The sequence below is a fragment of the Rhodoferax sp. GW821-FHT10B06 genome (genome assembly GCF_059415605.1).
Genome location: NZ_JBWKNO010000008.1, coordinates 1 through 19,492, shown reverse-complemented (window position 1 = coordinate 19,492; position 19,492 = coordinate 1). Strand labels below are relative to the sequence as shown.

13 protein-coding genes are annotated in these 19,492 nt (G+C 63.1%); 8 read left to right on the top strand and 5 right to left on the bottom strand.

The features are described from left to right. Nucleotides 1-210 precede the first annotated feature (210 nt). The 3 genes from AC07O2_RS13910 (at nucleotide 211) to AC07O2_RS13900 (ending at nucleotide 3,691) form a co-directional block, all read left to right on the top strand. Nucleotides 211-1,023, top strand: coding sequence for a creatininase family protein (locus AC07O2_RS13910; protein WP_495076340.1), 813 nt, complete (start codon nucleotides 211-213; stop codon nucleotides 1,021-1,023). 40 nt (nucleotides 1,024-1,063) lie between these two features. Further along, nucleotides 1,064-2,206: a YncE family protein gene (locus AC07O2_RS13905; RefSeq protein WP_495076339.1), complete on the top strand. Its 1,143-nt coding sequence runs from the start codon at nucleotides 1,064-1,066 to the stop codon at nucleotides 2,204-2,206. Nucleotides 2,207-2,281: 75 nt separating this feature from the next. Beyond that, nucleotides 2,282-3,691 carry a 3'-5' exonuclease family protein gene (locus tag AC07O2_RS13900; protein WP_495076338.1) on the top strand — a complete coding sequence of 470 codons (1,410 nt, stop codon included), beginning with the start codon at nucleotides 2,282-2,284 and terminating at the stop codon, nucleotides 3,689-3,691. A gap of 23 nt (nucleotides 3,692-3,714) precedes the next feature. On the opposite strand, the gene AC07O2_RS13895 is transcribed toward AC07O2_RS13900, so the two are convergent. Continuing rightward, a complete protein-coding gene (locus AC07O2_RS13895) occupies nucleotides 3,715-9,327 on the bottom strand; it encodes a PAS domain S-box protein (protein ID WP_495076337.1) in 5,613 nt (1,870 codons plus the stop codon). A gap of 2 nt (nucleotides 9,328-9,329) precedes the next feature. Beyond that, nucleotides 9,330-10,307 (bottom strand): diguanylate cyclase domain-containing protein, encoded by a 978-nt coding sequence (locus tag AC07O2_RS13890; RefSeq protein ID WP_495076336.1) that lies wholly within the window; start codon nucleotides 10,305-10,307, stop codon nucleotides 9,330-9,332. A 457-nt stretch (nucleotides 10,308-10,764) separates the two neighbouring features. Here AC07O2_RS13890 and AC07O2_RS13885 point away from each other — a divergent pair, with 457 nt between their 5' ends. Both AC07O2_RS13885 and AC07O2_RS13880 read left to right on the top strand, forming a co-directional pair. After that, nucleotides 10,765-12,411 carry a sensor domain-containing protein gene (locus tag AC07O2_RS13885; protein ID WP_495076335.1) on the top strand — a complete coding sequence of 549 codons (1,647 nt, stop codon included), beginning with the start codon at nucleotides 10,765-10,767 and terminating at the stop codon, nucleotides 12,409-12,411. Nucleotides 12,412-12,580: 169 nt separating this feature from the next. Next, on the top strand, nucleotides 12,581-13,192 hold the full coding sequence (locus AC07O2_RS13880) for a DUF4142 domain-containing protein (RefSeq protein ID WP_495076334.1): 612 nt from the start codon (nucleotides 12,581-12,583) through the stop codon (nucleotides 13,190-13,192). A 144-nt stretch (nucleotides 13,193-13,336) separates the two neighbouring features. Here AC07O2_RS13880 and AC07O2_RS13875 read toward each other — a convergent pair whose 3' ends face one another. Then, a complete protein-coding gene (locus AC07O2_RS13875) occupies nucleotides 13,337-14,233 on the bottom strand; it encodes a LysR family transcriptional regulator (RefSeq protein WP_495076333.1) in 897 nt (298 codons plus the stop codon). A 96-nt stretch (nucleotides 14,234-14,329) separates the two neighbouring features. Here AC07O2_RS13875 and AC07O2_RS13870 point away from each other — a divergent pair, with 96 nt between their 5' ends. From AC07O2_RS13870 to AC07O2_RS13860, 3 genes are all read left to right on the top strand, one after another. Next, nucleotides 14,330-15,181 (top strand): DODA-type extradiol aromatic ring-opening family dioxygenase, encoded by an 852-nt coding sequence (locus AC07O2_RS13870; protein ID WP_495076332.1) that lies wholly within the window; start codon nucleotides 14,330-14,332, stop codon nucleotides 15,179-15,181. Nucleotides 15,182-15,202: 21 nt separating this feature from the next. Further along, nucleotides 15,203-15,886 (top strand): alpha/beta hydrolase, encoded by a 684-nt coding sequence (locus AC07O2_RS13865; RefSeq protein WP_495076331.1) that lies wholly within the window; start codon nucleotides 15,203-15,205, stop codon nucleotides 15,884-15,886. Between the two features lie 75 nt (nucleotides 15,887-15,961). Beyond that, nucleotides 15,962-16,474 (top strand): hypothetical protein, encoded by a 513-nt coding sequence (locus AC07O2_RS13860; RefSeq protein ID WP_495076330.1) that lies wholly within the window; start codon nucleotides 15,962-15,964, stop codon nucleotides 16,472-16,474. Between the two features lie 26 nt (nucleotides 16,475-16,500). On the opposite strand, the gene AC07O2_RS13855 is transcribed toward AC07O2_RS13860, so the two are convergent. Both AC07O2_RS13855 and AC07O2_RS13850 read right to left on the bottom strand, forming a co-directional pair. Continuing rightward, nucleotides 16,501-17,625, bottom strand: coding sequence for an HD domain-containing phosphohydrolase (locus AC07O2_RS13855; RefSeq protein ID WP_495076329.1), 1,125 nt, complete (start codon nucleotides 17,623-17,625; stop codon nucleotides 16,501-16,503). Between the two features lie 10 nt (nucleotides 17,626-17,635). Further along, nucleotides 17,636-19,243, bottom strand: a complete 1,608-nt coding sequence (locus AC07O2_RS13850) for a methyl-accepting chemotaxis protein (RefSeq protein WP_495076328.1) — start codon at nucleotides 19,241-19,243, stop codon at nucleotides 17,636-17,638. Nucleotides 19,244-19,492: the final 249 nt, after the last annotated feature.

Genomic DNA, 19,492 nt, shown 5'->3' with positions numbered 1-19,492 from the left:
TCAATATAGTCCCAATATAGTCAGTCTCCACCACGTAAAGCCCGTTTGCCTGCATATGGCTGGTCGGAACCAATGCCGCTGACCGCAGTCTGTCCGTATACAGCCGGGTTTTGACTTGCCGCAAGACCATGGTTCCCAAAAACCTGCACACTGTGCCCCCATTGCGCTGCGTGGTGGCCACCGACCCCAAACACGTTCCAAAGGATTTGTATGCATCTTCGCTTTCGCCACACACTGGCCTGTGCCGCCCTGTTGCTGGCAGCACCGCTGGTGTGGGCCCAAGCCCCCAAAACCGTGTTTCTGGAAGACCTGACCTGGACCGAGCTGCGCGACCAGGTGCAGGCCGGCAAAACCACCATCCTGGTGCCCATTGGCGGCACCGAGCAAAGCGGCCCCTATGTGGCGCTGGGCAAGCACAACGCGCGGGTCAAAATCCTTTCACAGCGTATCGCCGAAGGCCTGGGCAACGCACTGGTGGCACCCGTCGTCGCCTATGTGCCGGAGGGCGGTACGGCGCCCACGTCTTCGCACATGCGCTTCCCCGGCACCATCACCGTACCGGACGATGTGTTCAAGAAAACGCTGGAGTCGGCCGCCAACAGCTTCAAGGTGCATGGCTTCAAGAACATCGTCTTTCTAGGTGACCACGGTGGCTACCAAAAGGACATCCAGCAAGTGGTGGCCCAGCTGAACAAGAACTGGGGCGCCACGGCACAAGCACTGGTGCCACCGGTGTACTACGACACCAGCTCCGACGGCTATGCCCAGATCCTGCGCCAGCACGGCATACGCGACGATGAAATCGGCACCCATGCCGGCCTGGCCGACACCGCCTTGCTGATGGCCGTGGCGCCCCAGATGGTGCGCCAGGACGCAATGCGCAGCGGTCCCAAGCTCGGCCTGGCCGATGGCGTGTACGGCGGCGACCCGCACCGCGCCAGCGCCGAACTGGGCCAGCTGGGCATAGACGCCATCATCAGCAAAACCATACAGTCCCTCAAAACCAGCACGGCCGCGCACTAGGCAACCACTAGCGCGACCGGCATCTCTACAGGAAACCACCATGCAATTCAAAACCTCACTCACCTCTCTGGCCCTCGCAGCCATGGCTGTCGCTGCCTCGGCCCAGTCGATCAAGACCGTCCCCGGCATGCCGCCGGTGGTCAACGCCAGCAATCTGTACGGCGAGGCCGGTACCGACCGTCTGAGCCCGGCCGTGGCCAAGGCACTGCCGCGCATCTACGTGCCCAATCTGCGCTCCAACGATGTGTATGTGATCGACCCAGCCACCATGAAGGTGGTGGACAAGTTCCCCGTGGGCCAAAGCCCCCAGCACGTGGTGCCCTCCTGGGACCTGCAAACCCTGTGGGTGGCGAATAACGCCGAAGGCAAAAACAGCGGCAGCCTGACCCCCATCGACCCCCTCACCGGCAAGCCCGGCAAGAACGTGGAGGTGGACGACCCCTACAACATGTACTTCACGCCCGATGGCAAAGAAGCCATCGTGGTGGCCGAGGCCCATGCGCGGCTGGACTTCCGCGACGCCCACACCATGGCGCTCAAATCCAGCCTGTCCGTGCCCGAGTGCAAGGGCATCAACCACGCCGACTTCGCCATCGACGGCAGCTACGCCCTGTTTACCTGCGAGTTCGGCGGCAAGCTGGCCAAGATCGACATGGTGAACCGCAAGGTAGTGGGCTACCTGGAGCTGAACAAGAAGGGCATGCCGCAAGACATCCGCATCGCCCCCGACGGCAAGGTCTTCTACGTGGCCGACATGATGGCCGACGGCGTCTACCTGGTGGACGGCGACAGCTTCACCAAGATCGGCACCGTACCCACAGGCGTGGGCGCGCACGGCCTGTACCCCAGCCGCGACGGCAGCAAGCTGTACGTATCCAACCGCGGCAGCAATATGGTGCACGGCATGCGCCGCGGCAAGGGCAGCGTATCGGTGATCGACTTCGCCACCCGCAAGGTGCTGACCACCTGGCCCATCCCCGGCGGCGGCAGCCCGGACATGGGCAACGTCAGCGCCGACGGCAAGACGCTGTGGCTGTCCGGCCGCTTCGACGACGTGGTGTATGCCTTCGACACCGACAGCGGCGCGGTCAAGTCCATCAAGGTCGGCGCCGAGCCGCATGGCCTGACCGTCTGGCCCCAGCCCGGCCGCTACTCGCTGGGACACACCGGTAATATGCGTTGATGCCTGCAGCCTGCGTGCTGCGTTTTTCATAGCTGCCAGCGCAGGTACTACCTGCGCTGGAGCCCGATTTTTCTCATGAGTAGCAACGACTTCCCACCTCTGGCCTTTGTGGACATTGAAACCACCGGCAGCACTGCCGGGCGGGACCACATCACCGAGGTGGGCATTGTGGAGGTCGACGGCCCGCATGTGCGCCGCTGGAGCCAGCTGCTGGACCCAGGCACACCCATCCCCGCCTTTATCCAGCAGCTGACCGGAATCTCCGATGCCATGGTGGCCGGCCAGCCCCGCTTTGCCGACGTGGCCGCCGACATCCTGGACCGGCTGCGCGGCAAGCTCTTCGTGGCGCATAACGCCCGCTTTGACTACGGCTTTCTGCGCGCCGAATTCAAGGCCTGCGGCATCGCCTGGCAGGCGCCCGTGCTGTGCACCGTGAAGCTGTCGCGCCTGCTGTTTCCCCAGCAGGCCCGGCACAACCTGGACGCGCTGGTGGCCACCCACGGCCTGCACATGCCCGAGCGCCACCGCGCGCTGGCCGATGCCGATGCGCTGGCGCAGTTCTGGCAGCTGCTGCAAACCCGATTCGCCCCCGCCACCCTGCTGGACGCGGTAGCCAGCCTGTCCGGCCGCCCCGCCGTGCCGCCGCAGCTGGACGCCGAGCACATCGACCGCATACCCGAAACGCCAGGTGTCTACTTGTTCTGGGACGCGCAGCGCAACCCGCTGTACATAGGCAAGAGCAAGAACCTGCGCGGCCGCGTGCTGGCGCATTTCAGCGCCGCGCTGTCCAACCCCAAGGAGATGCGACTAAGCCAGCAGGTGGCCGACATCGACTGGGTGGAGACCGCCGGTGAAATCGGCGCCCTGCTACTGGAGGCCCGCCTGGTCAAACAGCACCAGCCCAGCCTGAATGTGCAGCTGCGCCGGCAAAACGATCTGCACGCCTGGCGGCTGGACGATCCTGCTTCTGTGCACACGCCCCTGGTGCCACGCCTGGTGAATGGGCCGGACATAGGCCTGGGCGTGCAGGACACCTTGTTCGGGCCGTTCCGCTCACGCCGCGCGGCCTTGCAATTGCTGGAAGACCTGGCCACTGAGCAGCGCCTGTGCCGGGCCGTGTTGGGCCTGGAAAAGATTGCATCCGGCAAGCCCTGCTTTGCCTACCAAATCCGCCAGTGCGCGGGGGCCTGCGTGGGAGAACAAAGCATGGCCCAGCACAATCTGGCGCTGCGCACCGCCCTGATCCGCCACCAGGTCAAGCGCTGGCCCTACCCTGGCGCCATAGGCTTGCGCGAGGGGGATGACCTGCATGTGCTGCACGCCTGGTGCCACTTGGGCACGGCCCGCAACGAAGAGGAAGTGCAGGAGCTGCTGCAAGGCAGCCAGGTCGCATTCGACTTTGATAGCTACAAGATCATCAGCAAGGCCCTGGCCCAGGCCAAGCCGGGCCAGGTGCTGCGCCTGGCTGAGCCCAGGGCTGAATAGATAACATCCACGCAGCAGCCGCGTCAGGCGCGCAAAGCGCCCAAAACCTGGGCCGCGTCATTGAACTGCAGGTTATCCATATCGTCACGCAAACGGGCGAAGCGCTCTGGCCCCAGCAGTGCCTTGATCTGCGCCGCCAGTTCCTCAAAACGTTGGATGGCCAGCATGTTCTGCTGCTGGAGCAGATCACACAGGCCGGCCAGATCCTCGGGGGCCAATGGCGGGCCCGACTCGACCGGCACCGCATCCACCAGCTTGTCGTAGGCGTCCAGGTACGGGGCGGCACTCTGCTGCAGGCTGTCCATTTGCGCATCCAGCTTGCGCAGCAGTTGCCGGGCTTTCTTGGTTTGTCCTTCCGCGCAGGCCTGTTCAGCCTCGCCAGCGAGGTGCTGCACGGCATTCACGCCCAGCATGCCGGCGCTGCCACGCAACTTGTGCATGCGCTGCGCCAAGGTGGTCAAGGAGGCAAGGTCCTCATCGACAGGTGCCAGGCTGGTGACGTGAAACTCCCGCAGCAGGCGTTTGAGCATGGCATAAAACAGCATCCAGTCGCCCCCCAGGCGGGCATAGGCGTCCTGGGCATCCACCCCGTGTATCGTGGGCCAGTCGATCTGCGCCGGCCCGGCCGCGGCCGCGACCACCGGTGCCTCCGGCACCACCACCTGTACGCCGCCGAAAGCCGACACGTGGCGCAGGATGGTCCGCCTCAGGTGCTGCACATCGAACGGCTTGGCGATGAAATCGTCCATGCCGGCAGCCCGGGCTTGGTGGTGCTCCTCCAGCATGGCGCCGGCCGTGAGGGCAATCACCGGCAAGCGGGTCAATCCCAGCTCCTGGCGGATGATGCGGGTGGCGCTCAGGCCATCCAGCTCGGGCATCTGCACATCCATCAGCACCACATCCACGGCTTCAGGCTGGGCCCGCAGAATATCGATGGCTTCACGCCCATTGGCCGCCAGGGTGACCAGCGCACCGTCCAGTTCCAGAACGCGTTTGGCCACCTCCAGATTGATCTCGCTGTCATCCACCACCAGCACCCGCACGCCGAGCAGCCCACGGCCCGTGCCTACCGCATGCTGGCGTTTGTGGCCCTTGGCCGCGTCGGCGGCGACCGCGCCAAAGTCCAGCTCCAGCCAGAACTCGCTGCCCACGCCTTCGGTACTCTCCAGGCCCAGATGCCCGCCCATCAGCGTGACCAAATGCTTGACGATGTGCAAGCCCAGGCCGGTGCCCCCAAAGCGGCGCGTGGTGGAGGCATCGGCCTGCACAAAGGGCACGAACAGACGCGCCTGCACCGCCGGCGGAATGCCGAGACCCGAGTCACGCACGGAAAACCGCAGGCGGATGCGGTCGCCCCCCGCCGGCAAACGTTGCAGCGACAAACGCACATGACCTTGCTCGGTGAACTTGACGGCATTGCTCAGCAAATTGGTCAAGATCTGCTGCAGCCGCGTGGCATCCCCCGTCACCACATCCGGCACATCCTCGGGCCAGTCCAGCAGAAATTCCAGCCCCTTGGCATGGGCCTGCATGGCCATCAGGTCGGACACATTGCGCAGCAATGTGTGCAGGTCGAACGGCACCTGCTCTATCGCCATTTCATTGGCCTCGATCTTCGACAGATCCAGCACGTCGTTGATCAGGGCCAGCAGAGACTGGCTGGCCAGCTTGATCTTTTCCAGGAAAGCGGCCTGCTCCTCGTCCAGCACCGTATGCCCCAGCAGGTAGGACAGGCCCATCACCGCGTTCATGGGTGTGCGTATCTCGTGGCTCATGTTCGCCAGGAACTGGCTTTTCGCCACGCTGGCCTGCTCGGCCTTGAGCATCGCATCGCGCAACGATTGCTCCACCTGCTTTTGCCGCGTGACATCGTGGGCCACGCCCAGGTAGCCGAAGATGCTGCCATCGGCCGCACGCATGGCAGTAATCACCTGTGACACCGTGACCCGGCTGCCGTCCTTGCGCACATAGGTCCACTCGCGGGCCTGGTGCAGGCTGAGCGGCTCGGTAAATACCGAGGCCCCCAGCACCGGATGGCCCACCTCGTCGCTCAGCTCCTGGCTGCGCGCCCAGATCTCCTCGGGGTCGTGAATCAGCATGGGCGTTTCACGCCCCACCATCTCGCCGCTGGAATAGCCCAGCAGGCGCTCGGCGCCAACGTTGAACACCCGGATGGTCAACTGGTTGTCGGTAGCAATGATGGACACTTCGGAGGCGGACTCCAGCACGTTCTGCAGCAAGGAGTTGGTCTCCACCTGCAGCAGCTCGGCCCGCTTGCGTTCGGTGATGTCCAGGTTCACCCCGGTCAAACGCAGCGGCGTACCCAAGGCATCGCGGTAGACGCGGCCCGCGGCCTTGATGTAGCGCACCTCGGCATCCGGGCGCAGGATGCGGAATTCAATGTCCATGGGGTGTTCACCACGCACCGTCGCATCGACATGGGACTGGTAGCGCGCCAGGTCCTCCGGGTGCAGACAGCGCGCCCAGAGCGACTCAGGCGCTTCGCCAGTGTCGGCGGCCACCCCCAGCTGCTGGTACACGCGCGCATCGCAGCTCAAGGTGTTATGGACCAGATCCAGATCCCACACGCCCAGACCTGCACCTTCGGCCGCCATTTCAAAACGCAGATTGGTGTCGTGCAGCTGTTCTTCGGTTTTCTTGCGGGCGGTGATGTCACGCGAGATACCGAAGGTGCCGATCACCTTGCCCTGCACGTCGCGCAGGGGCATCTTGGTCGTCAGGTTCCAGGTCGGAGGCCGGTCCGGCCAAAACTCCTGCTCCTCCAGGTCGATCAGGGGCGTGCCAGTCTCCATGATTCTCTGCTCCACCGCCGCCGTGCTGTTGGCATGCTCCTGGGTAAAGAAGTCTGCGTCCGACAGACCTATCGCTTCCGATGGGTCTTGCAGCCCGTAACGTTTGGCCAGGCCCGGATTGATGCGCAGAAACCGGCTGGACATGTCCTTGAAGTAAATCTGGTCGGGTACCGTGTTCAACAACGATGTCATCAGGTGGCGTTCGTAGGTCAGAGTGTTCTCAATCTGCTTGCGCGTGGTGATGTCCTGCAAAACGCCGACCAGGCGCACGGGGCGTCCCTGCTCCATCTCTGCTTCGCCCAATATCCGCACCCAGATTTGCCTCCCCCGAGCAGTCTGCATCGGCACCTCCAGATCCCAGCCCTCGCCGGACGCCATGGACCGCTCCACCATGCGCTGGATGAGCAACCGCTCCTCGGACTGGTAGAAGCTCAGTCCCTCCTCCAGCCCCGGTTGGTAGTCTGGCGGCACCTCGTGGATGAGCTTGAGCTGGGGCGACCAGACCACCCGCACCGGGTCCAAGTCCACCTGCCAGGCGCCGATCTTGGCGACACGGTTGGCACGCTCCTGGAAAGCCTGGCTGGCACGCAGGGTCTGCTCCGCCAGCTTGGATGCAGTGATGTCGGTACCCACCGCGATGTATTTCTCCACCTGCCCATCGGCCCCCACAAACGGCGCCACCGTACTGCCCAGCCAATAGACAGAGCCGTCCTTGGCGCGATTGCAGATCTCGCCCCGCCAGGGCTGGCCACTGGCGATGGTGTTCCACATCACCGTCCAGAAATCCGGCTCGTGCACGCCGGATCTGACCATCCGGTGGTTCTGTCCTATCAGCTGTTCGCGGCTATAGCCGGACACCAGGCAGAACGCATCGTTCACCTCGGTAATCCGGCCCGCGCGGTCCGTGACCGACACAATCGCATGCAAGTGGATGGTTCGCAGCAGGGCCTCGTTCTCGCGCTGCAAAGCGCCCAGTTTCAGGCGGCCATCCATCAGCTCCGACACGTCATGCACCAGCGTGACAAGACCACGCACCTCGCCATCCACAATGTCCGGCAGATAGTTCACCAGGGCATGCCGCTTGCTGCCACCACCCGGCCTGGGGATTTCCTGCTCGAAGAAGCTCTGGGGCTGGCCGCCCAAAGCGGCTTCCAGGGCAGGACGGCTGCGCTCATACAGGTCGGGACCAAGCAGGTCACGCATATGTGTGCCGCGCAACGCCATGGGGTCGATGCCAAACCAGTTGCGATAGGCCTCGTTGGCCATGCGGTTCAACAAACCTTTGTCCCAGTATCCGATCTGCGAAGGCACGGCGTCCAGAATCAGCCGCAGGTCACGGCGCGCCGCATCCAGCAATGCGGTGCGCTCCAGCACCTGCTGCTCCAGGCTGGCATTGAGCTCACGCACGCGCAGCTCGGCACGCTTGGTGGGCCCGATATCCCGTATGACTTTCACAATGCCTATGCAGCGGCCGTCAGCCCCCAGCATGGGTGCCCCGGCCACAGACACATCCAGCATGCTGCCGTTCTGGTGCATGCGCGTCGTGTCAAACAGCGGCAGCACATCGCCATGGGATATACGCGTCAGAATGTCGGCATCTTCCTGGGCCCGCTCCGGAGGTAGCAGCAACGCCGCCAGCAGTTGGCCCTGGGCCTGTTCTGCGGTGTAGCCAAACAGGCGCTCGGCTGCCGGGTTCCAGTCAGTCACACGGCCATCCAGCGTCTCCCCCACGATGGCATCGGCGGAATAGTCCACCATAGAGGCACGGCGCGAACGCTCCAGACGCACCAGTTCGGCCTGCGCCAGCTCCTTCTGACGGATACCGACCAGGGCCGCCACCAGCATGCTCATCACCAGACCCGCCAGAGCCACCCAGCGCGGGTCCAGCGGGTCCAGGTGGTCGAAAAACGGCGGCAAAACCTTGGCATCCACCACCCAGGTGCGACCATAAATGGAAAGAGAGGTGCGCTGGCCCAGCGAGTCCGGAACGGGCTCCGCAGAGGATGAACGGTAAAAAACCTGCTCTCCCTTGTCCGATACATCGCTGAGCGAAAGAACCAGCTGGTCGCGGTGTATTTCTACATTGCGCAGCATCTCCGAGATCATCAAGGGCGCATAAGACCAGCCCTCCAGAGCCGCCTCGCGTGCCGCCGGGTCCACCACGGAAGCACCCGGCCGGTAGATAGGCAGCAGCAGCAAAAAAGAACTGGGTGCATTGGCCGGGTCCTGGACCAGCCTGATGGGCTCGGTAATGGTTGCCTGGCCGGTGCGCATGGCCTGGTCGGCTGCTGATCTGCGGCTGACGTCGGAAGCCACATCCATGCCTATGCCGACTCGGTTGCGCTCAATCGGCTCCAGAAACTGGATGACATAGCGCTCGCCCGCATTCGGCTTGAACTGCCGCACGGCGAAGTCCGGCCAGCCATCGCGCTGGGCCGACGCCACAAAGGCCGCCTCGTCCGCCTGCGCCACCCGGCGTATCACGCCAAAGCCGCGGGCCCCCGGAAACTCCTTTTCTACATTCCGGGACGCGGCATATTCACGGAAATGCTGGCGGTCCAGCCGGTCGAAACCGGCCCCCAGTACCGCACCGCGTGCGCCACGCAGTCCGTATTCATAGATGCCCAGGCGGTCGTTCAACTGCTCCAGGGTACTTTGAACCAGGCTGTCAAAGTGGCTGGCTGCATTGGCCGCGTTCTGCCGGGCTTGCCACAGGGTAGCCCAGCAGGTCAATACCAGCCCCAACAGCAAAACCAGCCTGGCCCGTACCTTGGGCTGGCGCAGCCATTCCTGGGTGGACTTCCACAGGGTGGCGGGCTGCATGGTCAGGTAGCCGGTACATCCGGGCCACTGGGTGGCCGAAGCATGGCAGCCCCGGGTGCCGGCAGCTGCAGGGGTTCAGCAGCCATATGCCAGGCTCGGGCCCTCCCCGCGCTCTTGGCTGCGTACAAGGCCTGGTCCGCCGCAGCCACCAGATCACGCATCTGGCCCTCACTGCCAGGCACGTCCACATGGCCTATCCCCACGCTCACCGTCACGTTGCCAGCGATCGATGAAGCCGCATGCGGCATAGCCTGGCGGGCCATGGCGTCCAGCACCCGCTGCGCCACCAATTCGGCACCGGCCAGCGTGGTTTGCGGCAGCAAAATCGCGAACTCCTCACCGCCATAACGGGCCGCCAGATCGGCCGGGCGCTGGCAGCTTTCCATCAACACCCGCGCCACGGCCTGCAGGCAGGCGTCTCCCTCGGGGTGGCCGTAGTGGTCGTTGAAGAGCTTGAAGAAATCCACATCCACCAGCAGCAGCGCGATGGGGTCTTTGTCACGCATGCTGCGCAGCCATTCACGCTCCAAGCGTTCGTCCAGGCGGCGGCGATTGGCCAAGCCCGTCAAGGCGTCCACGGTAGAAATACGGCGCAGTTCGTCCGTCAGGCGTTTGATGCGCAACTGGGTTTTGACTCGCGCCAACAGCAGCGGTTCGCTGATGGGTTTGGCGATGAAGTCCACCGCCCCCAGTTCCAGCCCCGCCACATGCACCGCCGTATCGCTGTGGCTGGTGACGAAGATTACCGGCACATCAGCAAACTCGGGGTCGGCCTTCAATATTTCACATATCTCGAAGCCGCTCATGCCCGGCATTTCAGAGTCCAGCAAAATCAGATCCGGCATGGCCTCACGGGCCAGGCGTAGGGCGACTTCACCATTGGTAGCGAAACGCAGCATAGCCACCTCTGAAAGAATGCGGCTGATGCGATGGATGATGACGGGGTCATCGTCGACCAACAGAATGCTGCTCTTATTCATTGTCCCGCGGAATGATGGATGGCCAGAACCCCGTACCGAACTGCTCCGGCTGCGACTTGCCCACTTGGGTGACCGCAGCAGTATCTCTGTTTTGCATCGACTTGGGTAGCAATGGCCCACTCCTGTTGCAGCCCTGGGGTGACCGTGGAAATACTACGCTTTTAGTAGCATTCCGCGCACACAGCAACTGCGCCGCAAGCCTGATTCATACCCAATATATAGGAGGCGTTCCCAGCTCCGCTCTGGATGTAAAAACTTGCAATTTAGGGATTGGCATGGGCAGCACATGCAGGGCTTCGGGGTCCATGGGTTGGGCTCTGGATTTGGCTCCAAGGGGCGGTCCCAATTTTTCTGCCGTAACCCTCCAGCGCAAGGCCGAACGCGGCGGGACTGGGATAAGCTACAACGCAAAACATCGCACCAGGAGAAGCCTATCCACCCGCCAGAGCACCACAGCATGATGGACACGCTGGACCAGTTGCCCTGCGCAGTTCTGGTGACCGACCACGCGGGCTACATCCAGGCCGCCAACCACAGTCTGGCCAGCCTGGTGGGCCGCTCGGCGCAGCAGCTCAGGCAATGCGCGCTGGAAGATTTACTCCCCCTGCCCAGCCGCATCTTTGTACAAACGCATGTATGGGCATTGCTGCGCAACCAAGGCATGGTCAGCGAAATGAACCTCAAGATCCAGGACGCCCACAAGGCCAGCGTCCCGGTAATGGTGAACTGCCAGCGTGGCATGTTTGCCGGCGCAGACTGCTACTACTGGGTGTTTTTCGTGGCACTGGAGCGCCACAATATCGAGATGGAGCTGCTGGGTGAACGCCGGCGCGCCGAGGAAATAACCCGCGAGCTGGCCGAGAGCGCACGCTTTGTACAGACCATCACCGACGCCATGCCCAGCCTGGTCGCCTACTGGGACAAAAACCTGCGCTGCCACTTTGCCAACAAGCCCTACCTGGAATGGTTCAACATCCAATCCGAAGACGTGATCGGCAGCACCATGCTGGAGCTGCTGGGCACGGCCATGTGGAAACTGAACGAAGCCTATGTGCAGGGCGCCCTGGCCGGCGAGAGGCAACGGTTCGAACGCGCCATGACCAAGGCCGACGGCAGCACCGGCTACACCCTGACCCACTACATCCCGGACCACAACCACCGGGGCGAAGTGGCCGGCTTCTTTGTGCTGGTCAACGATGTGACCTACATCAAGACCACCGAGAGCGAGCTCAAGCTGGCCGCCAGCGTGTTCAGCAACACCGTCAACGGCATCATGGTGACCGATGCCGACAGCATGATTCTGTCGGTCAACCCGGCCTTCACAGCCATCACGGGCTACAGCTCGGACGAGGTGGTGGGCCGCCCCTCGCAGCTGCTGCGCTCGCACCACCACGACGACGCCTTTTACGCCGCCATTGGCCACGCGCTGACCCAGCAAGGCCACTGGGCCGGTGAGCTGTGGAACCGGCACAAAAATGGCGAAGCCTTTCTGGAATGGCAGAGCATCACTACCATTCCGGGCTCGGCCGACACGGCTACGCGCTATGTCTCGGTGTTCAACGACATCACCGAACGCTGGCGCAAGGACGAACGCATCCGCCACCTGGCGCTGCACGACCCTTTGACCGACCTGGCCAACCGCCAGCTGCTGACCGACCGGCTCAGCCAGCTCATCACCCAGACCGCACGCGAGCCACGCCGGCTGGCCCTGATGTTCCTGGACCTGGACCAGTTTAAGCACGTGAATGACACACTGGGCCACGACGTGGGCGACGAATTGCTGGTACTGGTGGCGCAAAAGCTGCTAGCGCTGGTACGGCAAAACGACACAGTGGCCCGTCTGGGCGGTGACGAGTTCATCATCCTGCTGGACAACCCGCTGAACCAGGACGACGTGGCACAGATCGCCAACCGCATCGTCGCCACCATCCGCACGCCCGTCGTACTGCAGGGGCAAACCGTGCAGATTGGCGCTTCCATCGGCATTGCCCTCCACCCGGAGGATGGCGCCACGCCAGCGGCCCTGATCCAAAGCGCCGACACCGCCATGTATGCGGCCAAGCGCGCGGGCAAGAACACTTACCGGTTCTACGCTGCCGCCTGAGCGGCGCGCGCCAGAAATGTCCTACGCAGGACGGGGGCAACCTCCTGCGGACATGGACCACCCCTGGAGGGACACTGAAACCCTAGCCGTTGCAGCATGCGGCCCAGGCAAAAGATGTGCGTGGGTGCTGCCACTGCAACTTCATTCCACCGATTGAAGGAGGTATTCCATGTTCCACCCATCTCCCCCCCTGCAGACACGGTCGCCTCGCAAGCGCCGAGCCCAACTTGCGCTGGCCGGCCTGGCGGTATCTGCCCTGGCACTATCGGCCTCACCGGTCTGGTCGCAAACCACGGGTGTGCCCAGCATGGCTGATACCCCCCCCGGCGCCACGGCAGACAGCAGCAAACTCAGTTTCACCGACAGCGCCATGCTGGGCGACTTGGCGCAAGCAACGCGGTCCGAAGTAGAGGCCGCCAAGCTGGCCCTGGAAAAGTCGCAGAACGCCAATGTGAAAAAGTATGCCCAGGACGTCATGGAGGAACACACCAAAGCTCTGACCGAGGTAGAGCAGCTGGGTGCGGCCAAGAACGTGAAACTTCCGCAAGGCGTTGGCGTGGTGAACAAGACCAAGGAAACCGCCCTGAAAGCGCTGTCTGGCAACACCTTTGACAGCCAGTACCTGAAGCGCGTCGGCGTGGGTGGCCACGAAACCGCGGTGGAGCTGCTGCAGAAGATCCAGAAAACGGCCAAGGACCCTGAGCTGAAACTGCTTGCCGACAAGCTGCTGCCGGCAATGCAGCGCAACCTGGACACGGCCAACCAGCTGGTTCCCGCATAAGCGGCACCGTGCGAACGCTACGTTTTTAGTAGCTACTTGCGCATACAAAATGTGCGCTAGCGGCCCTTTTTGACACTGAACCTTCAGCGGACACAGGGCCGCCTTCCCCAGCCCATCACACCGGCCAAACTGGCCCAACCGACATTACCAAGCGCGTACCTGCGCAAACGCCGTCGCCAGAAAGTCCACCAGCGCCCGCACCTTGGGCGGCACATGTTTGCGACTGGGGTACACCGCGTAGATACCCATATCCAGCGATCGATAGGCTGGCAGCAGCTCGACCAGCCGACCGGCGGCCAGGTCTTCGCCCACCAGAAAACCCGGCTGCAGAATGATGCCCTGGTGCGCCAGCGCCGCTGCGCGGCAGGTGTCACCGTTATTGGCATGGATGCAGGGCCGGGTGGTGACGCTGACCGGCCCCTCGGGGCCGTCAAAATGCCACTCGTCCTTGGCCGCCCAATAGGTATAGGCGACGACGGCATGCCGGGCCAGCTCGCGCGGATGCAGCGGTGTGCCATGCGCGGCCAGATAGGCAGGCGACGCGCACAGCAGCATGCGGGTACTGGCCAGGCGCTTGCTCACCAGCGTGGAGCTGGGCAGGGTAGCAATGCGGATAGCCATGTCGTAGCCCTCCTCCACCAGATCCACCACCCGGTCGGCCAGGGTCAGGTCCAGCGCCACATCCGGGTACTGGCTGCGAAACAGCCCCCACAGCGGCGCCAGGTGCAGAATGCCAAAGGTGACCGGCGCGTTGATGCGCAGCAGGCCGCTGGCCGCGCCGCTGCGCGAGGTGAGTTCCGCCTCGGCCTCGTCCACACCGGCCAGCAGCTCCTTGCTGCGTGCGTAAAACACCTGGCCTGCCTCGGTCAGCGACAGGCGCCGGGTGGTGCGCTGCAGCAGGCGTACACCCAGGCGGGCCTCCAGGTCCGCCACATAGCGCGACACCGCCGCCTTGGACAAGCCCAGGCTGTCGGCCGCCTTCACAAAGCTGCCGGCATCCACCACAGCTGCGAAGGTTTGCATCTCCAGGAAACGGTCCATTGTCTTACCCGCTGAAACAATGAATCTTATTTCAGGTCATTTATCTCCGCAACAGCCATAGATACAGTGGAGTCCATGCTTTCACCGGACACCACCATGACCTCAGCCACCCCTGTCAGCGCCGTTGCCACCGCCAGCCTGGCTCCGGTTTTCTTCATCTCCCACGGCGCCCCCACGTTTGCGCTAGAGCCTGGCCGGCTAGGCCCCTTGCTGCGGGCCGCAGGCCAGCAGTTGCAGGGCGTCAAAGCCGTGCTGGTGGTGTCGCCACACTGGCAAACCCGTGGCGTGCGCGTGTCCACCAGCCCCGCGCCCGAGACGGTGCACGACTTCGGCGGCTTCCCCGCGCCGCTGTACGCGCTGCACTACCCCGTGGCCGGCCACCCCGCCCTGGCGGCCCAGGTGGCCGAGCTGTTGGCAGTCGCCGGCTGGCCCACCAGCACAGACGGGCAGCGCGGTCTGGACCACGGCGCCTGGGTTCCGCTGCGCCACCTGCTGCCCGCCGGCAATGTGCCGGTATTCCAGGTGTCCCTGCCCCTGGGTCTGAACGCTGGCACCGCCCTGCAGCTGGGTGAGGCCCTGGCCGCCGTGCGTATCCTGGGCGTGGCCGTGGTGACCACAGGCAGCATGACGCACAACCTGTACGAGGTGGACTTCCAGGCCGGCCCGGACAACGTCTCTGCCGAGTACGTCACAGACTTCACCCGCTGGGTACGCCAGGCCGTGAGCCAGAACGACACGAAGAAGCTGGTGGACTACCGCCAGCAGGCCCCGCACGCACAACGCGCCCATCCCACCGAAGAGCACTTTTTGCCGCTGCTGGTAGCCATGGGCGCACGCGGCAATGCGGAGCCGGTACAGGTGCTGGATGGGGGTACCACCTACCACGTGCTGGCCATGGAGTCTTATGCTTGGGGTCTGCCCGCAGCCAGCACTGAAACCACCCACTGAATGCAACCTGGAACATCCGCCATGCCCACCCTGAGCCCCCTGCAGACCAGTCCCGACTTCAGCCTGGCATTCCGCCTGCTGCAACCCGCCCCCGCCCAGCCCCAGGCCTGCCTGGTACTGCTGCACGGCGTGGGCGGCTCCGAAACCAACTTGGCGGACCTAGCCAGCGACCTGCCGCCCAATACCCTGGTGGTGCTGGCACGCGGCCCGTTGACGCTGGGCCCGGAGCAATTCGCCTGGTTCCGCGTGGCCTTTGGCGCGCAGGGGCCGCGCATCGATGCGGCCGAAGCCGAAAGCAGCCGCCTGACCTTGATTCGTTTCGTGGAACAGCTGCAAACCGCCTATGGCGTCAGCCCGCAGCGCACCGTGGTGGCCGGCTTCAGCCAGGGCGGCATCATGTCGGCCAGCCTGGCCCTGAGCACGCCCGAGCGGGTGGCGGGCTTCGGCCTGCTGTCCGGGCGCATCCTGCCCGAGCTGGAGCCGCACCTGGCCGCGCCAGCGCGCCTGCACCAGCTGCAGGCCTTTGTGGCCCATGGCACGGCCGACAGCAAACTGCCCGTCGCCTGGGCCGAGCGCGCCGACGAGCTGCTGACCATGTTGGGCGTGGCCCACGAAACCCGGCTCTATCCCATGGACCACGGTATCAGCGCGGCCACGCATGCCGACTTTCTGGCCTGGTTGCACAAGGTGTTGCCTGCGCAATGAGGTGAATACTCCTGATTTGATAGCTACCAGCGCACGTATTACCTGCGCCAGCGGCATATTTCCTTTAAGAAAACCATGGACGCCGACACCACCATCCAACGCGACTACGCCGCCGCACGCCTCCAGCTACCCCCGGGTACAGCGATCACCGTGTTGCATATCGGCGAGGCCGCCACGGCGCTGGCCGTAGGCCGCGACGCAATGCCGAGCGCAGTGCTGTCGCTGGCCATCGGGTCGCAGAAAACGGCGACCGCGTTCTTCAAGCACACGCCGCCCACGCCCGGCGAAATCGAGAACGCCATCATGGTCGTGGAGGATGAAGTCACCCTGGCCCGCAGCGTCGTTGCCGGCAACATGGCCTTGTTCAGCGCCGACCCGGCCCTGCAAACCATGGCCGACCTGGTTGGCGTACGTGGTCGCAGCATGCCGATCGATACGATCGAACGCCTGTTCGATCTGCTCGCTGCCCTATCCCAGGGCCGGCCCGCGGCCAGTGCGGGTATTCCAGACACCCCGAGCTTTGCCGCCACGCTGCTGATACTGCGGGAGTTCATGCACCACCTGGGATTTGCGGAAATCCGCTGGTAGCCACTGGAGCCGCCAGTGGCTAAGGCCTATGCGTCACCGCAACGCTGCATGATGGCGTGCCGCTCCGCCTCAAAACTCAGCAAGGCGTCGACACAATCTGCATCCAGTCGCCCGCACATGGCTTCCTTTTGCATCTCGGCCACGATGGCCTCTTCGGTCCACGCCTTTTTGTAGGGGCGCTTGTTGGACAGCGCATCGTAGACATCGGCTACCGCGACGATGCGCGCTTCCAGGGGAATATCCGCCATCAGCAGTCCCCTGGGGTAGCCGGACCCATCACCCCGCTCGTGGTGGTAGGCCACGATGTTGCGCATTATTTTGAAAGCCATGCTTTCGCCCAGCCCGAGGTCCATGCCCATTTGCACGACGATGGACTCGCCAATTTCCACGTGCCTGCGCATCAACACCCACTCTTCGGCATCCAGCCGCCCTGGTTTGAGCAATACGCTGTCGGGCACACCCACTTTGCCCACATCATGGAGAGGCGCAAACAAAAAGATGTATTCAATGAACTCATCACTGAGTGGTTGCGACTGCGCCAGCTTGAGCGCTATCAGCCGGGAATAGGCCGCCATGCGGTCCAGATGCGCCCCGGTTTCCAGGTCGCGGATACGTGCCAAGCCACTGGCAATGTGCACGCTGCCCACGATGCCGTGCACCACCTGCAGCTGGAGTAGATAAAGCTGAGAAATCAGATTGGAAAACAGCTGCAAGAACTCCGTCATGTCCGGCTCAAAGGAGCAAGCCTGTTTGGAATCAAAAAACAGAAAGCCCGCCAGCGTGCTGTCCCGATAAATGGGAACCGTGAGACTGGACCGGTATGCACGTGACTTCAGCCATTCGGTGTGCCGATTGGAGGACGTAAATTCCTGGGCAATGTCCTCCACCACACGGGTCTGCCGATTCTGCGCAATCGAACGCAAGGCGGGCACATTGGCCAGCTTGGCCTCGTAATGGTCCAACAACACGCCATCCTTGTTGCTGCTGACAAATGTCTTCAATATGTCGGATACCCCGTCATAGGTGGCGAGTGCCACGCGATCGATCACGGGATACCTGGCGGCGATGGCTGTGTGGATCGTTTTCAGATGCTCTGAAAGATTGGATTCAATCCGCGAAACCGCCATCAGTGTGTAGTGGGCCGGGCTCATGGTTCCAACATCAACTCTTATGTTCACGCCGCAGTGCGACCGCATCCATCTGCCCTAAAGTCGCCTCGCCTGAACGCAGGCGAAACAGACGCATGGTGCTGCTCACCCCCTCGACCTGCCCGCGCAGCGACTTGGCCGTAGCGGCAAGCTCCTCCACCATGGCCGCGTTTTGCTGGGTCAACGAGTCCATCTGCGAAACCGCCTCGTTGATCTGGGAAATACCCAAGGTCTGCTCATCGGAGGCGTGGGCGATTTCATCCAGCACGGTACTCACCTTGCCCACCGATTCCAGCGCAGACTGCATCCGCTCCAGCGCATTGCTGCTCTGCTCACCACCGGCACTGATGCGCTGGGACGACGCCGTGATCAAGGTCTTGATGTCCTTGGCCGCGGAGGTTGTACGCTGGGCCAAAGCCCGAACCTCGCTGGCAACCACGGCAAAACCCCGGCCCTGCTCGCCGGCGCGGGCCGCCTCGACGGCCGCGTTCAGCGCCAGAATATTGGTCTGGAACGCGACCCCTTCGATCAGGTGGATGATTTCAGTAATCTGCGCAGACGATTGGGCAATCCGCTGCATGGACTCGGACACCGAATGGACCGCCTCGTTGCTGCGCAAGGCAATCTGGGTGGTTTCCTGCGCCAGCTTGGAACCTCGGCTGGCCGCCATGGCGCTTTGCTGCACAGTGCCGGTGATTTCCTCCATGGACGCTGCCGTTTGCTGCAGGTTGCTGGCTTGCGACTCGGTGCGTTCGGACAGGTCTTCGTTGCCTTCGGCGATCTCGGCCACGGCAATACTGACCTGGTCGATTTCCTGCCGCACGTCACTGACCACCGTACGCAAATTAACCGACATCTGCATCAAGGCCTGCTGCAACTGCCCTACCACACCGCTGCTATCGGTACGAACCGAATGGGACAAGTCACCCGCCGCGAGGTAGTTGGCGTCCTTGACCAAGGAATGCAGGGGATCAATCGCCATGGACCAGGACAGCCAGACGACCACGGTGGCCAGCGCCACACCCAACACGGCAGTCACCGCCAGAGGCATTTGCATCGCTACCGAAGCCAACACCACTATCAGCGCAACGGCCTGCACCAGCGCGAGACGGGCCACCGGACCTGGGCTACACAGACGCTGCAATTTGCCCACCAGGTCGTTGCGAATGACTTTTCCGTTGCGCAGGAAATAGGTCTTCCCAGCTGATTTGGCCTCGCCACGCATTTGGGTATACAACGTTTCCGCAGCTTGCACGGCCGATCGGCTGGGGACCGTTCTGACAGACAGAAAACCGGTAATCTGATTGCCGTCCACCATGGGTGTGGCATTGGCCTGAACCCAGTAGCAGTCACCGTTCTTGCGGCGGTTTTTGACCAGCCCTGTCCAGGGCAGTCGAGCCTGTATGGTGGCCCACATATCGCGAAAGGCCTCCTCCGGCATATCGGGGTGGCGCACCAGGTTGTGGGCCTGCCCCAACAGCTCGGCACGGGAATAGCCACTGACCTCAATGAATGCCGAATTGCAGTAAGTGATGCGCCCCTTCAGGTCCGTGACGGACACCAGGGTTTGTTCAGCGGGAAAGGTGTACTCATGTTGAGTGACCGGCAGATTAAGCCTCATGGATACCCCTTCTGTTGAAGTTTCTGATTCCCGTGGCGGTAGTACACAGGCCCTTGCGCAGACTTTCGCGTTGGCCGGTTTCGCATTTTCAATTTACATCAAACGAAACCCTCAAAACCGCGTTGCCACACCTACGAGCAATTTATACAGCACGCAAGCATCGTCAACATTTAGAGCGGCTAACAAAACGGGGAAAGTCTACGAAGGCAGATGACACAACAAGCCAGGGAAAGCAAGGCCGTATGAATG